This is a genomic window from Gilliamella sp. Choc4-2 (assembly GCF_001690355.1).
GTDB classification, from domain to species: Bacteria; Pseudomonadota; Gammaproteobacteria; order Enterobacterales; family Orbaceae; genus Gilliamella; species Gilliamella apicola_A.
On the sequence record NZ_LZHG01000065.1, the window covers coordinates 1 to 23,973 of the forward strand.

Consider the following 23,973-nt stretch of genomic DNA (forward strand, 5'->3'; position numbering starts at 1 on the left):
TCAATCTGAGCCATGATCAAACTCTTCAATTTAAAGTTTGATGCTCAATAACTGTCTCTGACATATTCAAATGAATCTTCAGTGTCACTTATCAAGACTTCTTAATCTTTTTAGTCCGTAGACTTTAATTCTTTCGTCTCGCAAGTGCCCACACAGATTGTCTGTTTCTTCTTTTTAAAGAGCTAACAGCTTCCAATTCTCAATCAACTTTTTGTTAATCATCTTTGCTGTCTCAAGGGCTGCGTATGTTACGCTACACCTTTTTATTCGTCAAGATCTTTTTTTAAAATTTTTGACCTTGTTCACCAACTCTATTCCCGTCCAATTTCGATGACGTCGTGTCAGTGGGTGCGCATTATAGGGACTTTAAAAAATCATGCAAGTGTTAATTATATTTTTTTTATCGTTTGTTTTTTATTTACTCAATCTATTTCATTAAAATTGTTGATATAAAACAAAATGGTATAAATATGTTTTTAAAAAACAAAACATTAATTAAAATTTACTTGTAAATTGCGTAATGCTAATATTGAGGCGGTATTTAGTAAATACCAAACTTAATTACGACAACATTACAACTTTATTTTAGTGAATACTACCAATAAGATATTTTGCTTTATCTTTGAAGATTGATTTTATTATATTAGCTATAATTACACTTATTATTAGAGTTAATATTAATAAAATAATTGCGCCTAATGATGCTAATAAACCATTTGTTGTTAAAGTTATATTTCCCATTGGGGTATCAAATAATAATTTTTCCAACTGAAAAACAATAATTTCATGAATAAAATAAATTGGGAAACTAATATTTGCCATATAAGATAAAAATTTATAAGCCTTCCCATCATTAGTTTTACCATTAAGTCCATCTAAAAAGTAAAGAGCTAATATAAATAGAATAATTTTTTGTAAAGTATCAAGATAAAGTTTTTCAACGCCAAGATTATCAACATAACGACCAATAAATGGTACGAAAAAACATAAGTTAAAAAATAAGATAATTAAAAACAAATTATTTTTTACTGCCCTTATAATTGTTTCATAATTTTGCCTTATCATCATTCCTGTTAAATAAACAGGTCCATAATGCAATAAATTCAGAAGAGGCTTAGTAAAATCAGGTTTAGTAAATATCACCACCCAAAACATAGAAATCATGCCAGCAATAATTAAACTTTTTTTTGACCAATATAAAAAAATAGGACCCATTGCATAAACAATAATAATCATTGGGATAAACCATAAAGGCAAAAGCTGCGTTCCAGTTAGCATCATTATAACAACTTTGCTTATTATGCTGGGTTCAGTGAATGATAGCGAAGGTAAATTAGATAAATTTTGATAATGAAAAAAAATAAAACAAAAAATAGATACCGAAATATAAGGACACACAACAGTCTTAAACTTTGATAAATAATATGTTTTAGTATCAAATTTATATGTTAGATGTTGAAATAAAAAACCAGCAATTAATACAAAAAATGTCGTGAAGTTAAATGCAAATAAATTTAAAAAAGAAAATAAATAACTATTAGCAATTAAATGAGTATTTTTAAACACACCCAAGCAGTGACTAAAAACAATCATAATAATTGCAACACCACGTAATACATGTATAGAATGAATTTTCTGAGCTTGTAATGATGCCATTTTGAATATTAGAAATTAAAATATAATTATTAATGATAATGTATCATATATTTAGATGTCACTAGTAAGTTATTTATAGATAAATACAGAAAATTATTAAAATATGATATTACTTCGCTGAAGCAGTTTAAAAAATATTTGAAACTTATTATTAAATTAATTTTTTATCTACAAATGAACATAAAGATATGATTTCTCTTTGCTCTTGTTTTAACTTTTTCAAAACAAGACTTAATAATTTATTAGCTATGCCTTGCCCTCGATATCGAGGATCAACATAGGTATGATTAATGGCTGCCTTATCTTGGCCTATTCTAGAAAATGTCATTTCTGCTATTTCTTGGTTATTATCTACCACATAAATACGCTCTAGGTCTTCTCGATATATTAGCGACATAATCCCCCTTCATTTTTTAAATTTTACCCAAGTTTAATTATAAATATAATATTCATCATATTATATTTATAATTAATCTATGACAATTAGAGTAACTTTTATTTAATTGTCAAAATTTTTTTAATGGGTTTTTATAGAGAAAAATTTAAAGAAATTTATATTTGCTTGAAATCCATATTAATAATGAATTGTTAAAGCTTATAAGGTGAACGTTAGGTCAACAAATGAGATATAATCTTTGCAATCAATAGCTCACCTTTAATAGGCCTATATTTTTAAATTAAGCTGATTTTATCGACAATACCCTACTTAGAATAAGCGTTTAGCTGTATTATATAGTTCCATATCAAATGGACGCTTCATATTATTGATAGCATCTATAATATCGTGATGTACTAATTTACCATTTTGTACGCCAACGCTTCTACCTGCATAGCCTTGTAGCAGTAATTCAACAGCATAAGCCCCCATACGAGACCCCAAAATACGATCATAAGGGACAGGAGAACCACCACGTTGAACGTGCCCTAATACTGTGGCACGAGTTTCGTGATGAACAGCAGCTTCAATGTCTACTGCAAGTTGATTTACATCACACATATGTTCTGTAACAGTCACAATTGCATGTTTTTTACCTTTTGCAAAGCCTAGTTTAATTTCTTCGATTAGATCTTCCTTCGTATAAGAAACCTCTGGAATAATCATAAATTCGCAACCACCAGCAACTGCTGCATTTAAGGTTAAATCACCACAATCTCGCCCCATTATTTCAATAACTGAAATTCGGTTATGTGAAGAACAAGTATCACGTAATCTATCGATTGCTTCAACAGCAGTACTAAGCGCAGTAAAATAACCTATAGTATAATCAGTACCACGAATATCATTATCAATAGTTCCTGGTAAACCAATACATGGAAAACCTTCTTCAGTTAATCGCATTGCGCCCATATATGAACCATCACCACCAATAACAACTAAAGCATCAATTTGATGTTTTTTTAGATTAGCAATGGCTTTTTGTCTTACAGCTTTATCTTTAAACTCTGGAAATCTAGCCGAACCAAGAAATGTACCACCACGAGTAATAATATCAGATACACTTGAACGCTTTAGTTGAACAATGCGATCTTCGCAAAGTCCCATATAACCATCATAAACACCAAAAACATCCAACCCTTCTGATAATGCTGTTCTCACTACACCTCGAATAGCTGCATTCATTCCTGGAGCGTCGCCACCACTGGTTAAAATACCTATTTTTTTTATCATATAAATAACTCCAAATTATTAACTTTTAGTTATTATAGAGTCTTAACAGATATCTAACAATAGAAGATAAAGGCTATTTTTGATTAATTTTTCTACTTCATCATTTCGATGGGTACAACAGAAATTGGATCTTGATGAATAATCACTGTTGCAGGAGAAAATTCTTTAGAAATATGTTTTTCAATAGCATCAGCAATGGCATGAGCAGTGATTAAAGGCATATCATCGTCTAATTCAAGATGCAATTGAATAAATTTAAGAGGCCCTGCTTGGCGGGTCTTTAGATCATGAAAACCTCTTACATCTGGATATGAAGCCACAATTTCAGCTATTCGCAAATTATCACTATCTGGTAAGGCGTGATCTAATAGGTCTTTAATTGCATTATGTGCAATATGATAAGCATTATAACAAATATACAAAGCAATAAAAAATGCAAAGGCCGCATCAGCATAAGTAATGCCATACCAACTTAAACAAAGTGCAATTATAACAGCAATATTCAACAACATGTCGGAAGAATAATGCAACATATCAGCTTGAATAGCATTACTTTTGGTGATTTTTACAACATATATTTGATATAAAACAAGAATACATGTAACTACAGCAGAAACAGTTGATACAATAATCCCTAATAAAGGTTCTTGCAGTTCACTCGGATGAATAAAAGAGCGAATACTAGAAAGTAATAAAATTATTGCAGAACCAATAATAAACGCACTTTGTAATAATGCGGCCAAAGATTCTGCCTTGCCATGACCAAAAGTATGATCAGCATCTGCGGGCTTAAGTGCATAACGAACTAAAAAAAAGTTAACACCTGAAGCAATTAAATCGATACTTGAATCTAATAATGAAGCAAATAAACTTATTGAACCGGTAAACCAACAAGTAATAAATTTAATTAAAATTAAGGAAATAGAAATTGAAACAGCACCTAGCGTCGCTCTTTTAACTAATTTTTCATACAAATGTGAATTTGACATTTAGTACCTATTTATTGATAGGATTCAATCCCCAAAGGAAGAACTAATTGCCGAGCAATCTCAGCTGCTTTTATTCGGCCTAACAACGCATCTATAATTTTCAAAGCAAAATCAATAGACGTTGCGGGACCTTGGCTAGTAATAACTTTATACAACTCATCAAAATAAACTCTATCGGACTTCCAATTTTTAAACGCCTCTTTAGTAGTTGGATAACCAGTCATATATGCGTGTGAAAATAAGTTATGATGTTGTAAAACCATAGCTGGAGAGGCGCAGATTGCTGCAACAATGCCGCCACTTTGGTGCGTTTGTTTCAATTTTTCGATTAACAGTGGACAATCTCGAAAATTTTCAGCACCTTTAACACCTCCAGGTAAAACAACAACATCAAAATCAATGTATTGAACATCCGAAAGGATTTTTTTTGCCAAAATGGTTACTCCTCGAGAACATTCAACCTCACGAGAACTTGAAATACTTGCAGTAGTAACTTTAATATCAGCTCGGGTTAATAAATCAATAGTGGTTACCGCCTCTGTTTCTTCACAACCATTCGATAAAAACACCAATGCTTGCTTTGTCATCATTACGCTCCTTTTGAATAAACAACTTATTAAGTTCTTTAGCGAAAATGAATTATTTCACTCTTTCAATATTGGCGCCTAATTTTCTTAATTTTGCTTCAATATTGTCATAGCCTCGATCAATATGGTAAATACGATCAACAGTAGTTAAACCTTCAGCAATACAACCAGCTAAAACTAAACTCGCTGACGCCCGTAAATCTGTCGCCATTACTTGAGCACCGCTCAATGTTTCAACACCATGGGTAATTAAGGTATTACCTTCAATTTCTGCCTTTGCACCCATGCGAATTAGCTCAGGAACATGCATAAATCGATTTTCAAAAATGGTTTCTTTAATGATTCCTGTACCTTCAGCAACCATATTTAGCAATGAGAATTGTGCTTGCATATCAGTAGGAAAACCTGGATGCGGAGCAGTATGAATGTTAACCGCCTTCGCCCTTTTTCCTTGCATATCTAAACAAATCCAATTATCACCAATTTCAATTTTAGCACCAGCCTCTTTTAATTTAGAAAGTACCGCATCAAGTAGGGTTGGATCGGTTTTACGACAAGTAATTTTACTTCTAGATATAGCTGCCGCAACTAAAAAAGTCCCTGTTTCAATACGATCAGGAACTATTTCATGTATACCACCACCTAAACGTTCAACCCCTTCTATCTCAATACGCATTGTACCAGCACCAATAATTTTAGCGCCTAACATATTTAGGAACTTAGCGGTATCAACAATTTCAGGTTCACATGCTGCATTTTCGATGATAGTTTTGCCTTCAGCTAAAGTTGCGGCTGACATAATCGTAACAGTAGCGCCAACACTCACTTTATCCATGACAATATGAGTACCTTTTAGTTTTCCATTGACCGACGCTTTAACATAGCCTTCATCAAGTGTGATTATCGCACCAAGTTGTTCAAGACCACTAATATGAAGATCAACAGGCCTTGCCCCAATAGCACAACCACCCGGTAATGAAACTTGTCCTTGTCCAAAGCGAGCGACAAGAGGACCTAAAGCCCAAATTGAAGCACGCATAGTTTTTACTAGCTCATAAGGTGCACAGTAGTTATTCAGATGACCTGCATCAAGGTGAATGGAATCATTTCGTTCATATTTTACACCTAGCTGGCCTAGCAATTCCAAAGTTGTATCGATATCTTTTAACTTAGGAACATTTCGAAGTTCTACTGGTTTTTCTGCCAAAATTGCAGAAAATAAAATGGGTAGCGCAGCATTTTTTGCGCCAGAAATAACCACTTCGCCATTTAGCGATGTTGGTCCTGTTACGTGAAACTTTTCCATTATTAACTCTTATACATTATAAATTGGCGAACATTATAGAAGTTATTTACTAATAGATAAATGAATTTTATGAAAATATTAGAATATATCCTATTGTTTAATGGCTAATTAGGTAAATAAAATCAGCGACTATATAAACTTTTATTTTATAATGTGATAATTATACTCAATCAATGATTGACTATTAAAGATTAGCATCTTATAGTGGAACAGAAATAATTTTAATAATTAATTGAGTTATATAATGTAAAAACAATCATTTATATAGCTAAAATTAATATTACTTAATTAAGAGAAATATATGTTTGATTCACTCACAAAAGCAAGAAAATACTTTGGTCAAGCAACTAAATTAATGATCGGTATTCCTGATTATGACAATTATGTCCAACATATGAAGCTAACGCATCCTGATCAAATCCCTATGACTTATGAAGAGTTTTTTAAAGAACGCCAAGATGCTCGTTATTCAGGTAAGAGTGGTTTTAAATGTTGCTAAAATTAAGATTATTAGATAACAGAAAAAATTAATATACTATTAATTCTTATTACAATATTAACAGGTTTTCTTGGTCCGAGAAAAACCGCCATGATTAATTATTTGTTGAAAAATGACCATAATGAAAAAATAATCATTATTGAAAATGAATATGAACAAATAAATATTGATAATAATTTATTAAACATCAGTAATGAAATCCAAATAGTTGAGATAACTAATGACTGCATTTGCTACAATATTCGAAACCAAACTGACAAATGTGTTACATAAGTTACATGCAAAACGAATAGCGGGTGAATGCAAATTGATCACCTTATTATAGGAACATCTAACTTAATAATCCTATCTCTATTATACAATAATATATTTTATTGATGATTTAATTAGTCAAACTATTCAGATTGATGCAATTGTTACCATTGCTGATACAATGTATATATTGAAACATCTTGACAAGCATTATGTAAACCTTTCAAAAATTGGATTTGCTGGTTGTATTATTTTGGCGAGAAAATGATTGTATTGGCCATAAACAAAAAAATAATGTACTCAATCTAATTCATAAAATTAATCAAAGGTAATGATTATTGACGCAATTAATGAGCTGTTCTTCAAATCAGCATGGCTTGATATACATGATCATTAATAATGAACTAATAATAAATAAAGGTTTTTTATTATCAATCCTACTAAAAAGCTTCAAGCAAGTTTTAAACTACTACCACTATAGAGTAACATGTTAAATCATAAAATAATATCCGTCTTTATCTTTTTGAATCTGGTGAACTCAACCTAAAAAGATTGGCTATTTTATAGAAAGTTTAGTCAAACAATATGGCAACGATAGCTACGCTACAAAAGTATTTTGGCTATTAAGGATAACAACCAAGGCTTGATTGTTCAAGATACACATAAAGTATGTAGAATTTGACTATGGTTCCACTTGGGAAAATGCACCGTGAAGAATATCTCGATTGGTGTTAATTAGTCGCACATTACCATTTGATAAATTAAATCAAAAATTTTTAAAACCAATATTGAGCCATAACAAAAATTAACTAATAAAAGGCTTAAGTTAAATTCTGTTTTAATATTAAAACACATAATTCACAGAAAATTTTTGATAAATAGCATAATAAGATAAGCTCACATATCTAATAGCCACACTTAATATAATTTGATAACATAGCTCATTTTTAAAAGCGATCAAATAAGCAATATAATAACATGGATTACGATATCGCAATCATTGGTCTTGGACCTGCTGGTAGTACTCTAGCCCGTTTACTTAGCTCTTCATTCAAAGTTATTGCATTAGATACAAAACATAAAATGGGAAATGGCGGATTCCATAAACCTTGTGGGGGCCTATTAGCAGATGATGCACAAAAAGCCTTTGCTAGGCAAAATATAAATTTACCAGCTGATATTTTAACTGATCCTCAAATTTTTAGTGTCAAAACTTATGACTTACAAACCAAACTTGTTCGCAATTATCAGCGAAGTTATGTTAGTTTTGATCGACACAAGTTTGACCTGTGGCTAAAATCACTGATACCATCAAATGTAACCGTTCTTCATAATACACTCTGTAAAGAAGTAAGGCGTATTATTGATGGTTATCAGATCACTTATCTTGATGAAAATAAAAATGAACAAAACACCACAGCCCAATATGTAGTCGGTGCTGACGGTGCCAATTCTCTTGTTAGAAGAATGCGCTATCCCCATCATACCATTAGACAGTATGTCGCAATCCAACAATGGTTCACTGATCAGCATAAAAAACCATTTTATTCGTGTATTTTCGATAATGAATCAACAAATTGCTATGCTTGGAGCATCTCTAAAGATGGTTATTTTATTTTAGGAGGTGCATTCCCTAAAAAAGAAGCAGCCCAAAATTTTGAGCATCTTAAACAAAAATTAATAAAACAAGGGTTTATTTTTGGAGAGCCATTTAAAACGGAAAAATGTTTAGTGATTTATCCAAATCGATTCCGTGATTTCTATACTGGCAGCGAAAATATTTTTTTGATTGGAGAAGCAGCTGGCTTTATTAGTGCAAGTTCCTTAGAAGGGATAAGCTACGCTCTAGATAGTGCTGAGATTTTAAGTAAAATCTTAAATAATGGTGCTCCAAATCCTAATAAACGTTACTATCAAAAAACCATTCAGCTACGTTTAAAACTTTATAGTAAAATTATTAAAGCAAAAATATTGACTACACCATTATGTCGAAAATTACTTATGAAAAGTAAAGTGCAACATATTAAAAGAATTGAGTGAAATTATAATGATTTTCAAAATGGCAAACTCACTTCAATAAGAATAATGAAATATAAAAGGAAATATAAATTATGTTTGATGTAAACGATTTAATTCGTTTTAACCACGAGTGGTCAGAAAAAATAGCACAAGAAGATCCCGAATTTTTCAAACAACTTGCCGTTGAACAAAATCCGAAATTTTTGTGGATAGGTTGTTCAGATAGCCGTGTTTCAGCAGAAAAGCTCATTAAGCTAAAACCTGGCGAATTATTTGTACATCGTAATGTTGGTAATCTTGTAATACATACTGATTTAAACTGCCTATCTGTTGTTCAATATGCTGTAGATGTACTTAAAATTGAAGATATCATTGTTTGTGGTCATTTAGGTTGTGGGGGAATTCGTGATGCGGTTGAAAATCCTGATTTAGGGCTAATTAATAACTGGTTACTGCATATTCGTGATCTTTGGTTTCGAAATAGCTCACTTCTAGGAGAATTTCCTCCCGATATCCGTTTGGATGTTTTATGTGAACTTAATGTAATTGAACAAGTATACAATCTTGGACATTCTACAATTATTCAATCTGCATGGCAACGAGGTCAAAAAGTTAATTTACATGGTTGGGTGTATGGGATTCATAATGGCAAAATTACTGATTTACATATCACTTCATCAAGTAGCGAAAACCTTGAAATTAACTACCGAGAAGCTATTTCTTATCTTCTAAATTTACATAAATCCCAGTAATTAGTTCATAATTTTTACTTAAAACGATGGATAATTTGATTGCTGCTTCCCCGCCATAATAGACGAGGATCAGCAAGTTCTTGTACAAATTTTCCATCAATTAACACATCAATATAAGGAATAACCGCTTGTTGTTCAGATGTTAACTCATCGAGCTTATACCCAGTCCAAAGCCAGATATCTTTATTATCGCACTCAGATTTAACACGTTGAACCAGTTTTAATATAGTTGCAACGTTTTGAGGATGTAAAGGATCACCACCAGAAAGCGATAATCCTTGACGTTTTATTTCGGTATCTTGTAGATCTTTAATGATTTGATTTTCAAGTGCTTGTGTAAAAACCAAACCAGAATCTAAAGCCCAAGTACTTTTATTATAGCAACCGCGACATTGATGAACGCAGCCAGCAACAAAGAGTGTACATCGAGTTCCTTCCCCATTTACAACATCAACTGAATAATAACGATGATAATTCATAACTAATTAATTATTAGCCAATTTGACCGTTATCTAAATGTTTAACCCGACGTTTAACTTCTTCTTGTTTGCCTGCATTGAATGGGCGAGCATCAGGGCTACCTAAATATCCGCAAACACGACGGGTAACTGAGACTTTTGATGAATCATGATTACCGCAACTTGGACAAACAAAGCCTTTACTGGTACAAGAAAATTCACCGGTATAGCCACATTCATAGCATTCATCAATTGGTGTGTTAGTACCATAATAAGGCACGCGACTATAACTATAATCCCAAACATCCTCTAATGCTTTAATATTATTAATCATATTTGGATATTCCCCATAACAAATGAAACCACCATTGGCAACTTGAGGATAAGGTTTTTCAAATTCGATTTTTTCGTACGGATTAACCTTTTTCTCAACATCAAGATGGAAACTGTTTGTATAATATCCTTTGTCTGTAACACCAGAAATCACGCCAAACTCTGCCGTATCAAGTCGACAGAAACGATCACATAAGTTTTCACTTGGTGTACTATATAGGCTAAAACCGTAACCTGTCTCTTCTTTCCATTGATCTACCGCTTTACGTAAACGATTAACAATAGCTAGCCCTTTTTCACGTAATTCATTACTATCAAATGGGTGTATTTGATTTCCGTAAAGTGCATTTAATGTTTCATGAAGACCAATATAACCTAAAGAAATTGAAGCTCGACCATTTTTGAAAATTTCAGAAACACTATCATCTTCGTTAAGTCTAACTCCACAAGCACCCTCCATATATAAAATAGGTGCCACTCGTGCTTTTACGCCATCAAGTCTAGCAATACGCGTCATTAATGCTTTTTTACAGAGTTCTAGACGTTTATCTAAAATTTCCCAAAACCGTACTTCATCACCTTTAGCTTCAATAGCTATACGAGGCAGGTTTAGACTAATGACACCTAAATTATTACGACCATCATGAAGTAATTGACCATCTTCTTCATACACTCCTAAAAAACTCCGGCAACCCATTGGCGTTTTAAATGAACCTGTCACCTCAACAACTTTATCGTAATTTAAAATATCTGGGTACATACGTTTACTTGCACACTCAAGTGCAAGTTCCTTAATATCATAATTATCATCACCCTGTTTATGGTTAATACCATCTTTAATAGCAAAAACCAGTTTTGGGAAAACTGCTGTTTTATGATTTTTACCTAATCCTTTGATACGAACTTTTAAAATAGACTCTTGAATTAAGCGTGATTCCCAACTAGTCCCTAAACCAAAACCAAATGTAACGAACGGGGTTTGTCCATTAGCTGTGTGCAAAGTGTTTACTTCATATTCAAGAGATTGAAATGCATCATAACACTCTTTTTGAGTACGACTTTTCGCATAAGCTTCTGGATTCGGAATATTCCACTCTTCAGCCACTTGTTTGTGTTTGTTATAACTAATGGTAACAAACTTTGCTAAAACCTCATCGATACGATTAATGGTCGAGCCACCATAAATATGACTAGCCACTTGTGCAATAATTTGTGCAGTTACCGCAGTTGCTGTTGCAATTGATTTTGGAGGCTCAATTTCAGCATTACCCATTTTAAAACCATTAGTTAGCATTCCGTCTAAATCAATCAACATACAGTTAAACATTGGAAAAAACGGTGCATAATCTAAGTCATGATAATGGATCTCACCGCAATCGTGAGCGCGTGAAATATCTTTAGGCAATAAATATTGTTTAGCATAATGCCTTGCTACAATACCCGCTAGTAAATCACGCTGAGTTGGGATCACCTTACTATCTTTATTAGCATTTTCATTTAAAATAGCAACATTGCTTTGCTCAATTAGTCCGCGAATATCTTGATTTAGTCGGCTACGTTCTTCACGAGCACGATCACGATCATGACGATACTCAATATAAATTCTTGCTAATTTTTTATAAGGACCTGACATTAACTGATTTTCAACTGCATTTTGAATTTCGTTGATATCAACACTTTCACGATCACTCATTTGATTAGTAATAACACGAGCAACCGCTGCACAATAATCTGGTTCATGAACATTCGCCGCCACAGCTGCTTTGACAATTGCATCTTTTATTCGAGCCTCATTAAATGCAGTTTGACAACCATCTCGTTTTATTACTACAGGCATACATTTCCTCAATATTCATTAATAATTAGCAATTGGCATAGGCTTTATATCAATAAAAATATACATGTGCTTATTACTCTTTTATGATATAAAACCGAGTTTTCACACCGCCCAGATAGCACTATATATAGTATCTATTTTTAGATTATACACCATATATAGTGTTTTTCTAGATTTTTTAATAAATAAAATGGCTTGACAAATTCAAAGTCAATAATGACAAGCATTTATGAAATAATGATGTATAAGACAGGAAAAGAAGAAATAAATTCACTAAATAAACAAATAAACAAATAAACAAAAGCACAAAGCTTACTTGCGCTTTTGTATATCTAAATAAGATTATTAATCAACTAAATTATGATTCAATATTTAGCCAATCCGTATGGAACACACCTTCTTTATCAATACGCTCATAGGTATGAGCACCAAAATAATCTCGTTGTGCTTGAATCAAATTAGCTGGTAATACCGCTGATCGATAACTATCATAATAAGCAATCGCTGCTGAAAGTGTTGGAACAGCAATACCTTGTTGTACCGCTAAAGATACCACATCACGCAATGATTGTTGGTAGGCTTCGACCGTTTGATTAAAATATGGTGCTAATAGCAGATTATCAATCTCATTATTATCAGCATAAGCGTCGGTAATTTTTTGAAGAAACTGTGCACGGATTATACACCCTGCTCTAAAAATCTTAGCTATTTCACCATAATTTAAATTCCATTGATATTTATGTGAAGCGGCTTTTAGCTGTGAAAAACCTTGTGCATAAGAGATAATTTTACCCATATAAAGTGCTTTACGGACTTTTTCTATAAGCTCCTGCTTATCACCACTATAAGGCGCTTTTTGAGGACCTTTTAACACTTTTGCCGCCGCAACTCGCTGATCTTTAATTGCTGATAGATAACGAGCAAATACAGACTCAGTGATTAAAGATAAAGGCTCACCCAAATCTAAAGCACTTTGGCTGGTCCATTTACCTGTACCTTTATTGCCTGCCGCATCTAAAATCACATCAATTAAATAATTACCGTTTTCGTCTTTATGCTTAAAGATATCAGCGGTAATTTCGATTAAATAACTATCTAACTCGCCTTTATTCCAATCTGTAAACACCTCAGCAAGTTCATCATTAGTTAAACCAACAGCATGTTTTAATACCGAATAGCTTTCAGCTATCAGTTGCATATCGCCATACTCAATGCCGTTATGAGCCATTTTTACATAATGACCAGCGCCATTTGGACCTATATAAGCAACACAAGGCTCGCCATTAGCCTTAGCTGCAATCTTCTCTAATATTGGGGCAACTAATTCATAAGCCTCTTTTTGCCCACCAGGCATAATTGATGGACCTTTTAGCGCTCCCTCTTCGCCACCTGAAACACCAGTACCAATAAAGTTAAATCCTTCTGCTAACAATGTTTTGTTACGACGAATTGTATCTTCAAAATAGGCATTCCCACCATCGATAATAATATCACCTTTATCTAAAAGTGGACGCAACTCATCAATTACTGCATCAGTACCTTTACCTGCTTGCACCATAATCAGGATACGGCGTGGTTTTTCTAAAGAATTGACAAAATCTTCAATTGTATAATAAGGAACCAATTTCTTATCAGAATGTTCAGTCATGACTTGTTCTGTTTTATCTTTAGAGCGATTATAAATAGCAACAGAAAATCCACGACTTTCAATATTGAGCGCGAGATTTCGCCCCATAACTGCCATTCCAATAACACCGATTTGTTGTTTTGACATGATTTGGCTCCTTTATTAAACCTCTATAACCTTAACCATAAGGTTTTAACAACACCTAAAACTTAATTAAGTTTTATAAATTACGCTATATTTTGCCATAAAAAAAGCCGTATCAGAATACAATACGGCTCTTTTTCATGACTTTAATGATATTTACCATCAACTGAATAAATCATGAACGTTTCATCATTTCAAAAAAATCATCATTAGTTTTAGTCATGGCAAGTTTATCGATCAAAAATTCCATCGCATCAATCTCACCCATTGGATTAAGAATCTTACGTAAAATCCACATTTTTTGGAGTTCATCAGGTGAAGTCATTAGATCTTCTTTTCGCGTACCTGAGCGGTTAAAGTCAATGGCAGGGAACACACGACGTTCAGCAATTTTACGAGATAAATGAACTTCCATATTTCCAGTACCTTTAAACTCTTCATAAATAACTTCATCCATTTTAGAACCAGTATCAATCAACGCAGTTGCTATAATAGTTAAACTCCCGCCTTCTTCTACATTACGCGCCGCACCAAAAAAACGTTTCGGACGATGCAATGCATTCGCATCTACACCACCAGTCAACACTTTACCAGATGAAGGAACAACCGTATTGTATGCACGCGCCAAACGTGTAATCGAATCCAATAAAATAATCACATCTTTTTTATGTTCAACCAAACGTTTTGCCCGTTCAATGACCATTTCAGCAACTTGAACGTGTCTTGCTGCTGGCTCATCGAATGTCGAAGCGACAACTTCACCTTTAACTAAACGCTGCATTTCAGTCACTTCTTCTGGGCGCTCATCAATCATTAATACAACCAATTCACATTCCGGATGATTGACCGCTAAACTTTGTGCAATATTTTGCAAAAGCATCGTTTTACCCGCTTTAGGTGGAGCAACTATTAAACCACGTTGACCTTTACCAATTGGTGATGCTAAATCAAGAACTCTTGCGGTGATATCTTCGGTAGAACCGTTACCTCGTTCCATTCGTAAACGAGAATTTGGATGAAGTGGAGTTAAGTTTTCGAAAAGAATTTTATTACGGGCGTCTTCTGGTTTATCGTGATTAACTTCATTCACTTTTAACAAAGCAAAATAACGTTCCCCTTCTTTCGGAGGGCGAATTTTACCTGCTATAGTATCTCCAGTCCTTAAATTAAACCGGCGAATTTGGCTAGGTGAGACATAAATATCATCTGGGCCAGCTAAATACGAGCTATCAGCTGAACGCAAAAAACCAAATCCATCTTGCAAAATTTCAAGAACACCATCACCGAAAATATCTTCACCACTTTTGGCATGTTGCTTCAAGATTGCAAAAATAATGTCTTGTTTTCTAAGGCGTGCTAGATTTTCTAGTCCCATTGTTTTTTCACCAAGCATTACAAGCTCGGAAACAGATGTGTTTTTTAATTCAGTTAAATTCATAATTTTAAAAATTCTTGAGGATAAATTAGATATGTTTGCAATTAATATTATTTTCGTCTATTTGTTTCATTTACTCATTGAAAATTCTCTTTCTTACAACACACGAATTCACTTAATTATGAAGCTTTTAATGATAACTAAATATCTGAGTATAGAATTTTCACCACTTTATCAAGAAAAACAATGAATTGTTGAAAGGGGTCTTCGTAAGAGGTTAGCAATTTACACTAAAAACAATAATATGTCTATAATAAATTAAGTTTGTTTTTTTAAAATTTGTAAATATTAAGCTAAATATAAAGGACAAATCACATAAAATGGGGAAAGAGTAATTTCTTTCAATTACTCTTTTTCTTAATAACAATGATTAAATAAAATAACCTATTATAATTGTGCGTCAATAAAACTTATAAGTTGAGTTTTAGAAAGTGCACCAACTTGAGTTGCAACAACCTTACCATTTTTAAAAATTAATAAAGTAGGAATTCCCCTTATACCAAATTTGGGGGCTATATTTGGATTCTCTTGAACATTTAATTTAGCGATGACAATTTTATCGCAATATTCCTGCGCTACTTCTTCTAAAATAGGCGCAACCATTTTACAAGGACCACACCATTCAGCCCAAAAATCAACTAGTACAGGTCTTGTTGTATCATTGATAACACTATCAAAATTAGTTTCAGAAATTGAAACAATATTATTACACATGCTTATTATCTCCAAATATATTTTATTGGCTAATGTTAGGTTATTTTAGGGTACTCTGCTAGTAATTATTATAATAGGGCATAATTATTGGTGATATGACTCCATTTAATATGTTATAATTTGACAATTCTGTTAATTATTTTTGATAACAATGATCCAATCATACCTTACCAAAACAACTTTTAATCAATTTTCTCTTGATCCTTTGGTGATAAAAGCACTTGAAAAAAAGGGTTTTGTATATTGTACGCCAATTCAAGAAAAAACTTTGCCCTTAACCTCAAAGGGCATTGATATTGCGGGGCAAGGACAAACAGGAACAGGCAAAACTCTAGCTTTTTTAGCATCAACATTTAATTACTTATTGAATCATGAACCTTTACCGGATCATAAAACCAATCAACCAAGAGCAATAATTATTGCCCCAACACGTGAACTCGTTGTACAGATCTACAATGACGCAGAGCTATTATCTGAAGAAACTGGGCTAAAATTAGGATTAGCTTTCGGTGGTGATGGTTATGACAAACAATTAAAAATGTTATCAGCAGGTGTGGATATTTTGATTGCAACGACAGGGCGGTTAATTGACTATACGAAACAAAATTACATTAACTTAAAAGCAATTCAAGTTGTAGTATTAGACGAAGCAGACCGTATGTTTGATTTAGGATTTATTCGTGATGTTCGCTGGATTTTCAAACATATGACTACACCACAAAAACGGTTAACCATGCTATTTTCTGCAACGCTGACACATAATGTGCGTGAACTTGCATTTGAACATATGAATAATCCACAGTATGTAGAGGTTGAACCTGAGCAAAAAATCGGCCACCGTATTAAAGAAGAATTATTCTTCCCATCCAATGAAGATAAATTAGCTTTATTACAAACACTTATAGAAGAAGAATGGCCTGATCGCTGCATCGTTTTTGCTAACACAAAAATAGCTTGTGAAAAAATTTGGCGACACCTTGTCGCTGATGGGCATCGAGTTGGGTTATTAACCGGTGATATCGCTCAGAAAAAACGTTTATTCATTTTAGAACAATTTACTCAAGGTGATCTTGATATTTTAGTTGCCACCGATGTTGCAGCTCGAGGGTTACATATACCTAATGTTACTCATGTTTTTAATTACGATCTTCCTGATGATTGCGATGACTATCGGCATCGAATCGGACGAACTGGGCGAGCTGGTGCAGAAGGTTATTCTATTTCACTAGCTTGCGAACGTTACTCACAAAATTTGCCTGCTATTGAAAAAGCAATTGATCATGCAATACCAGTTAGCCAATATGATCCGTCGGCATTATTAGTTGATTTACCTGCACCGAAAGCTTTTAGACGCACTCCTCGTAGGCGATCTTCTAATTAAAAAATAGCTCAATAGTGCACTTAACCAGAAGATAGTTATCTAAAAATAGATCATTTCGAAATGACTATTACGATATAATTGTTAATGGAACCATTATTTAACATAATGACTCCATCTAATCTTAATAGCTCCTCTTAGGAGCTATTAGCGATCTGCTCTAAAAAATGTTGATATTCAAACTTAATTTCATTTTTAATTGTTTTTGATAAAGAAGCAACATGACGTCTATGTAATGAACCATATAAGCTAAATAATACATTAATTGAAATTTCCTCTTTTTTACTTTTAATCATATAATAAGATTCCAAATATCCTTTTTTCTCCAACGTTTCAACATCTTTAATTCCAACACTACATAATAATCGCTCTAATGATAATGTCATGTTTGGCAATTCTTTTATTCGCTTTTTTTTAATTTCATTTTTTTCGTATAGTTCTTGTTTAGTATGCTCAATTACCATTTTGGCTATGGAATGCAATTTTTCCTCATCATTCAACCAATCATCATTAACTTTATAATAATCAAGTAGTTTAGTTGAAACACCTGATGATACACTTAATGGTTGCATTCCTGCTTCAATAAAAAGAGAACGATAAGATGAATGGCCTCTTAAATAAAAACCGTTTTTACCAATCCAGCCGAACATTATTGTACCACTACTTATACTGAAGCCACCAAAAAAAGTTTTAGTAGAAATATCATTAAAAGTAGTAAATTTTGTTAATATTTGATGTGCAAATGACTCTTGCATATTTTATTTCCATTGATATTAAATTATTAATTAACTTACTGTTAAATTTAAACTATATTATTTTTTTCAATACTCCAACTATTTTTACAATCAATTAATGATTATGGGATCTATATTCCATAATAAATAAACAAACCAACATCATTAATAGTTGAAAAATATATTTTTTATTATTAATACAGATTAATGTAAAAACATAGCTTAAATTTATGTTTTATCAGTAAACAAAAAAAGAAAAACAGCTTAATTATTGTTATTCTGACTTAATAATTATACAATCTGTATTAGTTAATTAAATAATATTCATTGCGTTTTATACCATTATTATGATAAAGAATTTTATGAGCGTATTTTTCCTATTTTTCCCGTTTACGGCATTAGCCGATAAACAACCATTAATAGAAACGTTTGTTCTTTGTAATCCTAATTTTTTTAGTACTATTTATAATAATAAAGATGAACTACAACAATTTACCAATATCCAAACTGTCGATGAGAATTTGGCTTATATACAAGTAACAAACCGTGTTGATGCCTCTAAAAATTTCTTATACTTTTCTACCCCTTTTAAATATAAAGATTTAACAATAAAAGGGTACTATGATAGTGCTATGGATTTAGGTAGGATAGGAAAGTATTATTTTTGGGGATTTATTATTGATAACGATATAAAACAAATTAAAAATACATTAAATTTCTTAAAATGGAAAAATATGGAAGATAACCAACTTTATATTGCGAATCCCAAAATTCGCAATATCAATGAGGATGTTCAAGTTTGGCATGATAACAATGGGACTGTTATTGGTGTAAAAACAGTCCCAGCACCAAATACAACTGAAAAATTATTACTACTTGAAAAGGGGGCAAATATGACCCTTCTCATATGTTCAATTCAAGGTGTTGTAAGTTCCGAATTATTAAAAAGAGAAAGACCAGATATTCAATAACAAATTGAATTAAATCGCCGATTCATCCATTTCGCCAGTACGAATACGGATCACTTGCTCAACATTATAAACAAAAATCTTACCATCACCGATTTTACCTGTTTGTGCCGTTTTCATAATGGCCTCAATACACGTTTCTAAAATATCATCCGAGACAATAAGCTCAATTTTGACCTTCGGCAAAAAATCAACCATATATTCCGCACCACGATAAAGTTCAGTATGCCCTTTTTGACGACCAAATCCTTTAACCTCAGTAACTGTCATTCCGCTAATACCTTGCTCGGCAAGTGCCTCTCGAATATCATCAAGTTTAAATGGTTTAATAATTGCTTCAATTTTTTTCATATCAATTCACCTTAATTAATTCGAGATCACCAATTTTTAAATCCAAAAGCAGAAGTAATAGGATAACGCCTACCTTTGCCAAAATTACGAGTTGTTATTTTCGGACCGACAGCAGATTGACGACGTTTATACTCATTGATATCAACCAATTTAATAACCCGCCTTATTGTCACTTCATCATAACCTTGAGCAACAAGTTGTTCAATGGAGAGATCTAGTTCGACATAACCTTTCAAAATTCCATCTAAAATATCATAAGGTGGTAAGCTGTCTTCATCTTTCTGATCCGGCGCTAGCTCTGCTGAAGGAGGGCGAGCTATTACTCGTTCAGGAATCACATAAGAACGCATATTTCGATATTTTGATAATGCAAATACCATAGTTTTAGGAACATCTTTAAGCACATCAAAACCACCTGCCATATCGCCATAAAGTGTTGCATAACCGACCGACATCTCACTCTTATTACCGGTTGTAAGAACCAACCTTCGGCGCTTATTTGATATGGCCATTAAAATAACACCACGACAACGTGCTTGCAGATTTTCTTCGGTAGTATCTTTGAGCAAGCCAATAAACATTGAACTTAACGATGACATAAACGCATCAAACATCGGTTCAATAGAAACAATATCAAATTCAATCCCTAGTATTTCTGCTTCTTCTTTAGCATCAGCAATACTAATATCAGCTGTATAACGAAATGGCATCATCACAGCTTGCACTTTATCTTTACCTAAAGCATCTACAGCAATTGCCAGTGTTAGTGCAGAATCAATCCCGCCAGAAAGACCTAAAACCGCACCTTGAAAGCCATTTTTAGTCACATAATCGCGAGTTGCAAGCACCAATGCATCATAAACTGAAGCTAATTGATCATTTTCATTATTATCAATTATCGCCTGATGATTAACACCATATTCAAAAGAAGAAACTTGTTCTTCAAATGATTTTAGCTGACAAATAATTTCACCGTGTTCATTACAAATGAAAGAACCACCATCAAATACCAGCTCATCTTGTCCCCCAATTTGGTTGACATAAACAATTGGTAAACTTGTGCGTTTAGCATGATGTTTAACCAAATCATATCGCTGTTGCTGTTTTTCATAATCATAAGGTGAAGCATTAATTGCAACTACAAAATCAACTTGAGCATGTTTAATATCATCAATTGGCTGATTTTGCCAAAGGTCTTCACAAATTAACAAGCCAATCTTTTGACCTTTAAAGTTGACAACACACGTTTGACTACCTGCAGTAAAATAACGCTTCTCATCAAATACATTATAATTAGGTAGTAACTGTTTATGATAGCAAGCTAGTAATTTTCCATCACAAAAAAATGACAATGCATTATAAAGTTGCGTATCTTGCCAATGTGGATGCCCAACAATAACCGCACAATGTTTGCTGGCTTGCTCAATTAAAGCAAGTGCCTTTTGACAACGATCTTTAAAATCAGATCGAAATACTAAATCCTCAGGGGGATAACCGCACAAAGCAAGTTCAGAAAAAATAATAAGATCATCGGATGAGTGGCTATTTATCAATTCAATAATCTGTTGAACATTCCCTTCAATATCGCCCACACGCCAATTTTTTTGTGCTAAAACAATAGATAAAGACATATAAAATTTAATATCATAAATCAAAATTGTTGATAAGTTTAAATGATTCTAAGTTGCACTGCTACTCTTTTATCGCTAACATGCAACAATAAATCAGCTTGGACCTGTCTGGAAATTAATATGCAAAAAATATTAAACGTGGCGTTAGCAAAACGCAGTTATCCAATCGCAATTGGTGAAAATATCCTTACCGAATTCGAACACTTTAAACTTCAAGCAGGTCAACGTGTACTCGTTGCAACAAATGAAACAATCGCCCCACTTTATTTGCAGACAGTGATTAATATGCTTGAAAAGCACGGTGTAAAGACTGATTCTGTCGTTGTCCCAGATGGTGAACAGTATAAAACCATGGAAACATGGAACACAATTCTTACGGCTCTACTTGCTAATAACCATACTCGTAGCTCAACCCTTATTGCTCTTGGCGGGGGTGTCATTGGGGATGTTGTTGGGTTTGCAGCATCGGCTTATCAACGTGGAATTAAATTTATTCAAGTACCAACCACGCTACTTTCCCAAGTTGATTCATCCGTTGGTGGTAAAACAGCCATTAACCATCTGCTCGGTAAAAATATGATTGGTGCCTTTTACCAACCACAAGCGGTGGTTATTGACCTCAACTGCTTAAAAACCTTACCGCAAAGAGAGCTATCAGCAGGGCTTGCCGAAGTTATAAAATATGGCATTATTTTAGATGCTGAATTTTTTAATTGGTTAGAACAGCATATTGAAGATTTACTCAACCTAGACAGTAATGCCCTTAGTTACTGTATTTATCGCTGTTGCGAACTGAAAGTAAAAGTGGTTGCAGCCGACGAAACAGAACAAGACATGCGTGCAATTTTAAACCTTGGCCACACGTATGGCCATGCTATAGAAGCAGAGCTAGGTTATGGAAGCTGGCTACATGGTGAAGCTGTCAGCGTGGGAATGTTAATGGCTGCTCAAACTGCCAAATCACTTGGTAAATTAACACAATCAGATCTTGATCGAATTAAAAACTTGCTAATACGCGCTAAACTACCTGTTAGCAGACCAACACAAATGCCGGTTGAATCTTACCTTCCACACATGTTACGAGACAAAAAAGTACTATCTGGACAATTACGACTGGTTGTACCAACGAAAATTGGGCATGTTGATGTGATAGATGGTATTGATAAAAGTATCGTATTAAATTCAATAGTGAACACTTAATATTGGTTTTAAAATTGTTATTTTTATACTTAAACGCATAAATACCTAAAATTTTTTGACAAACGTTGCTGTTAATCATTACTTTAGTGTAAAAAATTATTTACATACAATTTTACAGATATTGATAAAATAAAACAGCTTTATTTGTATAATATTGAATTATATTTCATAAATATTTTAAGATATCATAACGATATCGTATAAATTTTATTTACTATTATGTAATTTTGTGTTTACATAATAAAGAACTACGTAATTCATAATTTACATATAAAATAATTAAATGATTTTAACAAGGACAGCAGAAATGTTAAAAGATACACTAAATAATATTCGAATTAGAGATGAACACATGCTAATTACCCCTGAAGAGATAAAAAAGCTTTATCCGCTATCCCATGATCTTGAAAAACAAATTGCCTCATCAAGACAAGCCATTGTAGATATTTTAGAACGCCAAGATCACCGTTTACTAATTGTTTGTGGTCCTTGCTCTATTCATGATCCTGTTGCGGCAATAGAGTATGCGCATAAATTAAAAAAACTATCAGACGAAGTTAAGGATCACTTATTTATCGTCATGCGTGTTTATTTTGAAAAACCAAGAACCACAGTTGGTTGGAAAGGTATGATAAACGACCCCCATATGGATAGTTCATTTGATATTGAGCATGGCCTAAAAAAAGCACGTAAATTACTGCTTGATATTGCTAAAATTGGTTTACCTATTGCAACCGAAGCGCTAGATCCCAACACACCACAATACATTGGCGATTTAATTAGTTGGTCTGCAATTGGGGCAAGAACTACTGAATCACAAACGCATCGAGAAATGGCCTCGGGACTTTCAATGCCTGTTGGTTTTAAAAATGGAACTGATGGCAGTTTAGATGTTGCAATTAATGCCATGAAATCAGCCTCTATGCCTCATCGTTTTGTAGGAATTAACCAACAAGGACAAGTAACGGTTTTACAAACAACAGGCAATCCTCACGGCCATGTTATTTTGCGTGGCGGTAAAACACCAAATTATGATGCTGAAGATGTCGCATTGTGCGAAACACAAATGAAAAAGGCAGGATTGTTACCTAACTTAATGGTTGACTGTAGCCATGCGAATTCAAATAAAGATTATCGAAATCAACCTATTGTTGCTAATTCCATTATCGAGCAAATAGAAAAAGGCAATAATTCGATTATTGGTGTAATGATTGAAAGTAACTTATTTGAAGGAAATCAGCCTTCCGAGCAACCACCAGAAAACTTTAAATATGGCGTATCTGTGACTGACGCATGTATTAACTGGGAAGAAACAGACGAGCTATTACGAAAAATGGAGCACGTTTTAGCGCAGCCACTTATCGAAAGACAAAAGCACTCAGTTACTGCTTAAACTACTCAACAAATAAACATATTCGCCGACACCATTGTCGG

22 protein-coding genes are annotated in these 23,973 nt (G+C 33.2%); 8 read left to right on the top strand and 14 right to left on the bottom strand.

What is annotated here, in order from left to right; genetic code table 11:
• Nucleotides 1-585: 585 nt before the first annotated feature.
• From A9G34_RS08865 to murA, 6 genes are all read right to left on the bottom strand, one after another.
• Nucleotides 586-1,656, bottom strand: a complete 1,071-nt coding sequence (locus A9G34_RS08865; protein WP_065569494.1) for an acyltransferase family protein — start codon at nt 1,654-1,656, stop codon at nt 586-588.
• Between the two features lie 151 nt (nt 1,657-1,807).
• Nucleotides 1,808-2,053 carry a GNAT family N-acetyltransferase gene (locus A9G34_RS08870; RefSeq protein ID WP_034948445.1) on the bottom strand — a complete coding sequence of 82 codons (246 nt, stop codon included), beginning with the start codon at nt 2,051-2,053 and terminating at the stop codon, nt 1,808-1,810.
• Nucleotides 2,054-2,362: 309 nt separating this feature from the next.
• Nucleotides 2,363-3,325, bottom strand: a complete 963-nt coding sequence (gene pfkA, locus A9G34_RS08875; protein ID WP_065569495.1) for a 6-phosphofructokinase — start codon at nt 3,323-3,325, stop codon at nt 2,363-2,365.
• Between the two features lie 92 nt (nt 3,326-3,417).
• A complete protein-coding gene (locus A9G34_RS08880) occupies nt 3,418-4,314 on the bottom strand; it encodes a cation diffusion facilitator family transporter (RefSeq protein WP_065569496.1) in 897 nt (298 codons plus the stop codon).
• An 11-nt stretch (nt 4,315-4,325) separates the two neighbouring features.
• Entirely contained in the window at nt 4,326-4,901 is a 576-nt protein-coding gene (locus A9G34_RS08885; RefSeq protein WP_065569497.1) for a DJ-1 family glyoxalase III, read from the bottom strand.
• Between the two features lie 52 nt (nt 4,902-4,953).
• On the bottom strand, nt 4,954-6,207 hold the full coding sequence (gene murA / locus A9G34_RS08890; RefSeq protein ID WP_065569498.1) for a UDP-N-acetylglucosamine 1-carboxyvinyltransferase: 1,254 nt from the start codon (nt 6,205-6,207) through the stop codon (nt 4,954-4,956).
• A 301-nt stretch (nt 6,208-6,508) separates the two neighbouring features.
• Between murA and A9G34_RS08895 the strand changes: the two genes are divergently transcribed.
• The 4 genes from A9G34_RS08895 (at nt 6,509) to can (ending at nt 9,729) form a co-directional block, all read left to right on the top strand.
• On the top strand, nt 6,509-6,706 hold the full coding sequence (locus A9G34_RS08895; RefSeq protein WP_034948461.1) for a YbdD/YjiX family protein: 198 nt from the start codon (nt 6,509-6,511) through the stop codon (nt 6,704-6,706).
• A gap of 54 nt (nt 6,707-6,760) precedes the next feature.
• Nucleotides 6,761-6,979: a GTP-binding protein gene (locus tag A9G34_RS11165; RefSeq protein WP_442902652.1), complete on the top strand. Its 219-nt coding sequence runs from the start codon at nt 6,761-6,763 to the stop codon at nt 6,977-6,979.
• A gap of 957 nt (nt 6,980-7,936) precedes the next feature.
• Nucleotides 7,937-8,998, top strand: coding sequence for an FAD-binding protein (locus tag A9G34_RS08905; protein WP_065569500.1), 1,062 nt, complete (start codon nt 7,937-7,939; stop codon nt 8,996-8,998).
• 71 nt (nt 8,999-9,069) lie between these two features.
• Nucleotides 9,070-9,729 carry a carbonate dehydratase gene (gene can / locus A9G34_RS08910; protein WP_034948467.1) on the top strand — a complete coding sequence of 220 codons (660 nt, stop codon included), beginning with the start codon at nt 9,070-9,072 and terminating at the stop codon, nt 9,727-9,729.
• 14 nt (nt 9,730-9,743) lie between these two features.
• Here the strand turns inward: can and nrdG are convergent, their stop codons facing one another.
• From nrdG to trxA, 5 genes are all read right to left on the bottom strand, one after another.
• The gene (nrdG, locus tag A9G34_RS08915) at nt 9,744-10,208 is read right to left on the bottom strand and encodes an anaerobic ribonucleoside-triphosphate reductase-activating protein (protein WP_065569501.1); all 465 of its coding nucleotides are present in this window, start codon (nt 10,206-10,208) and stop codon (nt 9,744-9,746) included.
• A 13-nt stretch (nt 10,209-10,221) separates the two neighbouring features.
• Nucleotides 10,222-12,357, bottom strand: coding sequence for an anaerobic ribonucleoside-triphosphate reductase (nrdD, locus tag A9G34_RS08920; protein WP_065569502.1), 2,136 nt, complete (start codon nt 12,355-12,357; stop codon nt 10,222-10,224).
• Between the two features lie 358 nt (nt 12,358-12,715).
• Nucleotides 12,716-14,131: an NADP-dependent phosphogluconate dehydrogenase gene (gene gndA, locus A9G34_RS08925; protein WP_065569503.1), complete on the bottom strand. Its 1,416-nt coding sequence runs from the start codon at nt 14,129-14,131 to the stop codon at nt 12,716-12,718.
• A gap of 172 nt (nt 14,132-14,303) precedes the next feature.
• Entirely contained in the window at nt 14,304-15,566 is a 1,263-nt protein-coding gene (gene rho / locus A9G34_RS08930; protein ID WP_034948478.1) for a transcription termination factor Rho, read from the bottom strand.
• A 384-nt stretch (nt 15,567-15,950) separates the two neighbouring features.
• Nucleotides 15,951-16,277, bottom strand: a complete 327-nt coding sequence (gene trxA / locus A9G34_RS08935) for a thioredoxin TrxA (protein WP_065569504.1) — start codon at nt 16,275-16,277, stop codon at nt 15,951-15,953.
• A 151-nt stretch (nt 16,278-16,428) separates the two neighbouring features.
• Between trxA and rhlB the strand changes: the two genes are divergently transcribed.
• Nucleotides 16,429-17,658: an ATP-dependent RNA helicase RhlB gene (gene rhlB, locus A9G34_RS08940; protein WP_065569505.1), complete on the top strand. Its 1,230-nt coding sequence runs from the start codon at nt 16,429-16,431 to the stop codon at nt 17,656-17,658.
• A 134-nt stretch (nt 17,659-17,792) separates the two neighbouring features.
• Here rhlB and A9G34_RS08945 read toward each other — a convergent pair whose 3' ends face one another.
• Nucleotides 17,793-18,410: a TfoX/Sxy family protein gene (locus tag A9G34_RS08945; protein WP_034948481.1), complete on the bottom strand. Its 618-nt coding sequence runs from the start codon at nt 18,408-18,410 to the stop codon at nt 17,793-17,795.
• A gap of 341 nt (nt 18,411-18,751) precedes the next feature.
• Here A9G34_RS08945 and A9G34_RS08950 point away from each other — a divergent pair, with 341 nt between their 5' ends.
• A complete protein-coding gene (locus tag A9G34_RS08950; RefSeq protein WP_034948484.1) occupies nt 18,752-19,360 on the top strand; it encodes a hypothetical protein in 609 nt (202 codons plus the stop codon).
• 9 nt (nt 19,361-19,369) lie between these two features.
• Here A9G34_RS08950 and glnB read toward each other — a convergent pair whose 3' ends face one another.
• Together glnB and A9G34_RS08960 are read right to left on the bottom strand one after the other, a co-directional pair.
• Nucleotides 19,370-19,708, bottom strand: coding sequence for a nitrogen regulatory protein P-II (gene glnB / locus A9G34_RS08955; protein WP_034948487.1), 339 nt, complete (start codon nt 19,706-19,708; stop codon nt 19,370-19,372).
• A 26-nt stretch (nt 19,709-19,734) separates the two neighbouring features.
• The gene (locus A9G34_RS08960; RefSeq protein ID WP_065569525.1) at nt 19,735-21,339 is read right to left on the bottom strand and encodes an NAD+ synthase; all 1,605 of its coding nucleotides are present in this window, start codon (nt 21,337-21,339) and stop codon (nt 19,735-19,737) included.
• A 120-nt stretch (nt 21,340-21,459) separates the two neighbouring features.
• On the opposite strand from A9G34_RS08960, the gene aroB reads away from it, so the two are divergent.
• The gene (gene aroB, locus A9G34_RS08965; RefSeq protein WP_065569506.1) at nt 21,460-22,539 is read left to right on the top strand and encodes a 3-dehydroquinate synthase; all 1,080 of its coding nucleotides are present in this window, start codon (nt 21,460-21,462) and stop codon (nt 22,537-22,539) included.
• 307 nt (nt 22,540-22,846) lie between these two features.
• The gene (locus A9G34_RS08970) at nt 22,847-23,932 is read left to right on the top strand and encodes a 3-deoxy-7-phosphoheptulonate synthase (protein ID WP_051825467.1); all 1,086 of its coding nucleotides are present in this window, start codon (nt 22,847-22,849) and stop codon (nt 23,930-23,932) included.
• Nucleotides 23,933-23,973 lie beyond the last annotated feature (41 nt).

Bases quoted from the DNA above. Each gene is read 5' to 3' on its own strand.
- A9G34_RS08865 (WP_065569494.1), bottom strand. From the start codon at position 1,656: ATGGCATCATTACAAGCTCAGAAAATTCATTCTATACATGTATTACGT.
- A9G34_RS08870 (WP_034948445.1), bottom strand. From the start codon at position 2,053: ATGTCGCTAATATATCGAGAAGACCTAGAGCGTATTTATGTGGTAGAT.
- pfkA (WP_065569495.1), bottom strand. From the start codon at position 3,325: ATGATAAAAAAAATAGGTATTTTAACCAGTGGTGGCGACGCTCCAGGA.
- A9G34_RS08880 (WP_065569496.1), bottom strand. From the start codon at position 4,314: ATGTCAAATTCACATTTGTATGAAAAATTAGTTAAAAGAGCGACGCTA.
- A9G34_RS08885 (WP_065569497.1), bottom strand. From the start codon at position 4,901: ATGACAAAGCAAGCATTGGTGTTTTTATCGAATGGTTGTGAAGAAACA.
- murA (WP_065569498.1), bottom strand. From the start codon at position 6,207: ATGGAAAAGTTTCACGTAACAGGACCAACATCGCTAAATGGCGAAGTG.
- A9G34_RS08895 (WP_034948461.1), top strand. From the start codon at position 6,509: ATGTTTGATTCACTCACAAAAGCAAGAAAATACTTTGGTCAAGCAACT.
- A9G34_RS08905 (WP_065569500.1), top strand. From the start codon at position 7,937: ATGGATTACGATATCGCAATCATTGGTCTTGGACCTGCTGGTAGTACT.
- can (WP_034948467.1), top strand. From the start codon at position 9,070: ATGTTTGATGTAAACGATTTAATTCGTTTTAACCACGAGTGGTCAGAA.
- nrdG (WP_065569501.1), bottom strand. From the start codon at position 10,208: ATGAATTATCATCGTTATTATTCAGTTGATGTTGTAAATGGGGAAGGA.
- nrdD (WP_065569502.1), bottom strand. From the start codon at position 12,357: ATGCCTGTAGTAATAAAACGAGATGGTTGTCAAACTGCATTTAATGAG.
- gndA (WP_065569503.1), bottom strand. From the start codon at position 14,131: ATGTCAAAACAACAAATCGGTGTTATTGGAATGGCAGTTATGGGGCGA.
- rho (WP_034948478.1), bottom strand. From the start codon at position 15,566: ATGAATTTAACTGAATTAAAAAACACATCTGTTTCCGAGCTTGTAATG.
- trxA (WP_065569504.1), bottom strand. From the start codon at position 16,277: ATGTGTAATAATATTGTTTCAATTTCTGAAACTAATTTTGATAGTGTT.
- rhlB (WP_065569505.1), top strand. From the start codon at position 16,429: ATGATCCAATCATACCTTACCAAAACAACTTTTAATCAATTTTCTCTT.
- A9G34_RS08945 (WP_034948481.1), bottom strand. From the start codon at position 18,410: ATGCAAGAGTCATTTGCACATCAAATATTAACAAAATTTACTACTTTT.
- A9G34_RS08950 (WP_034948484.1), top strand. From the start codon at position 18,752: ATGAGCGTATTTTTCCTATTTTTCCCGTTTACGGCATTAGCCGATAAA.
- glnB (WP_034948487.1), bottom strand. From the start codon at position 19,708: ATGAAAAAAATTGAAGCAATTATTAAACCATTTAAACTTGATGATATT.
- A9G34_RS08960 (WP_065569525.1), bottom strand. From the start codon at position 21,339: ATGTCTTTATCTATTGTTTTAGCACAAAAAAATTGGCGTGTGGGCGAT.
- aroB (WP_065569506.1), top strand. From the start codon at position 21,460: ATGCAAAAAATATTAAACGTGGCGTTAGCAAAACGCAGTTATCCAATC.
- A9G34_RS08970 (WP_051825467.1), top strand. From the start codon at position 22,847: ATGTTAAAAGATACACTAAATAATATTCGAATTAGAGATGAACACATG.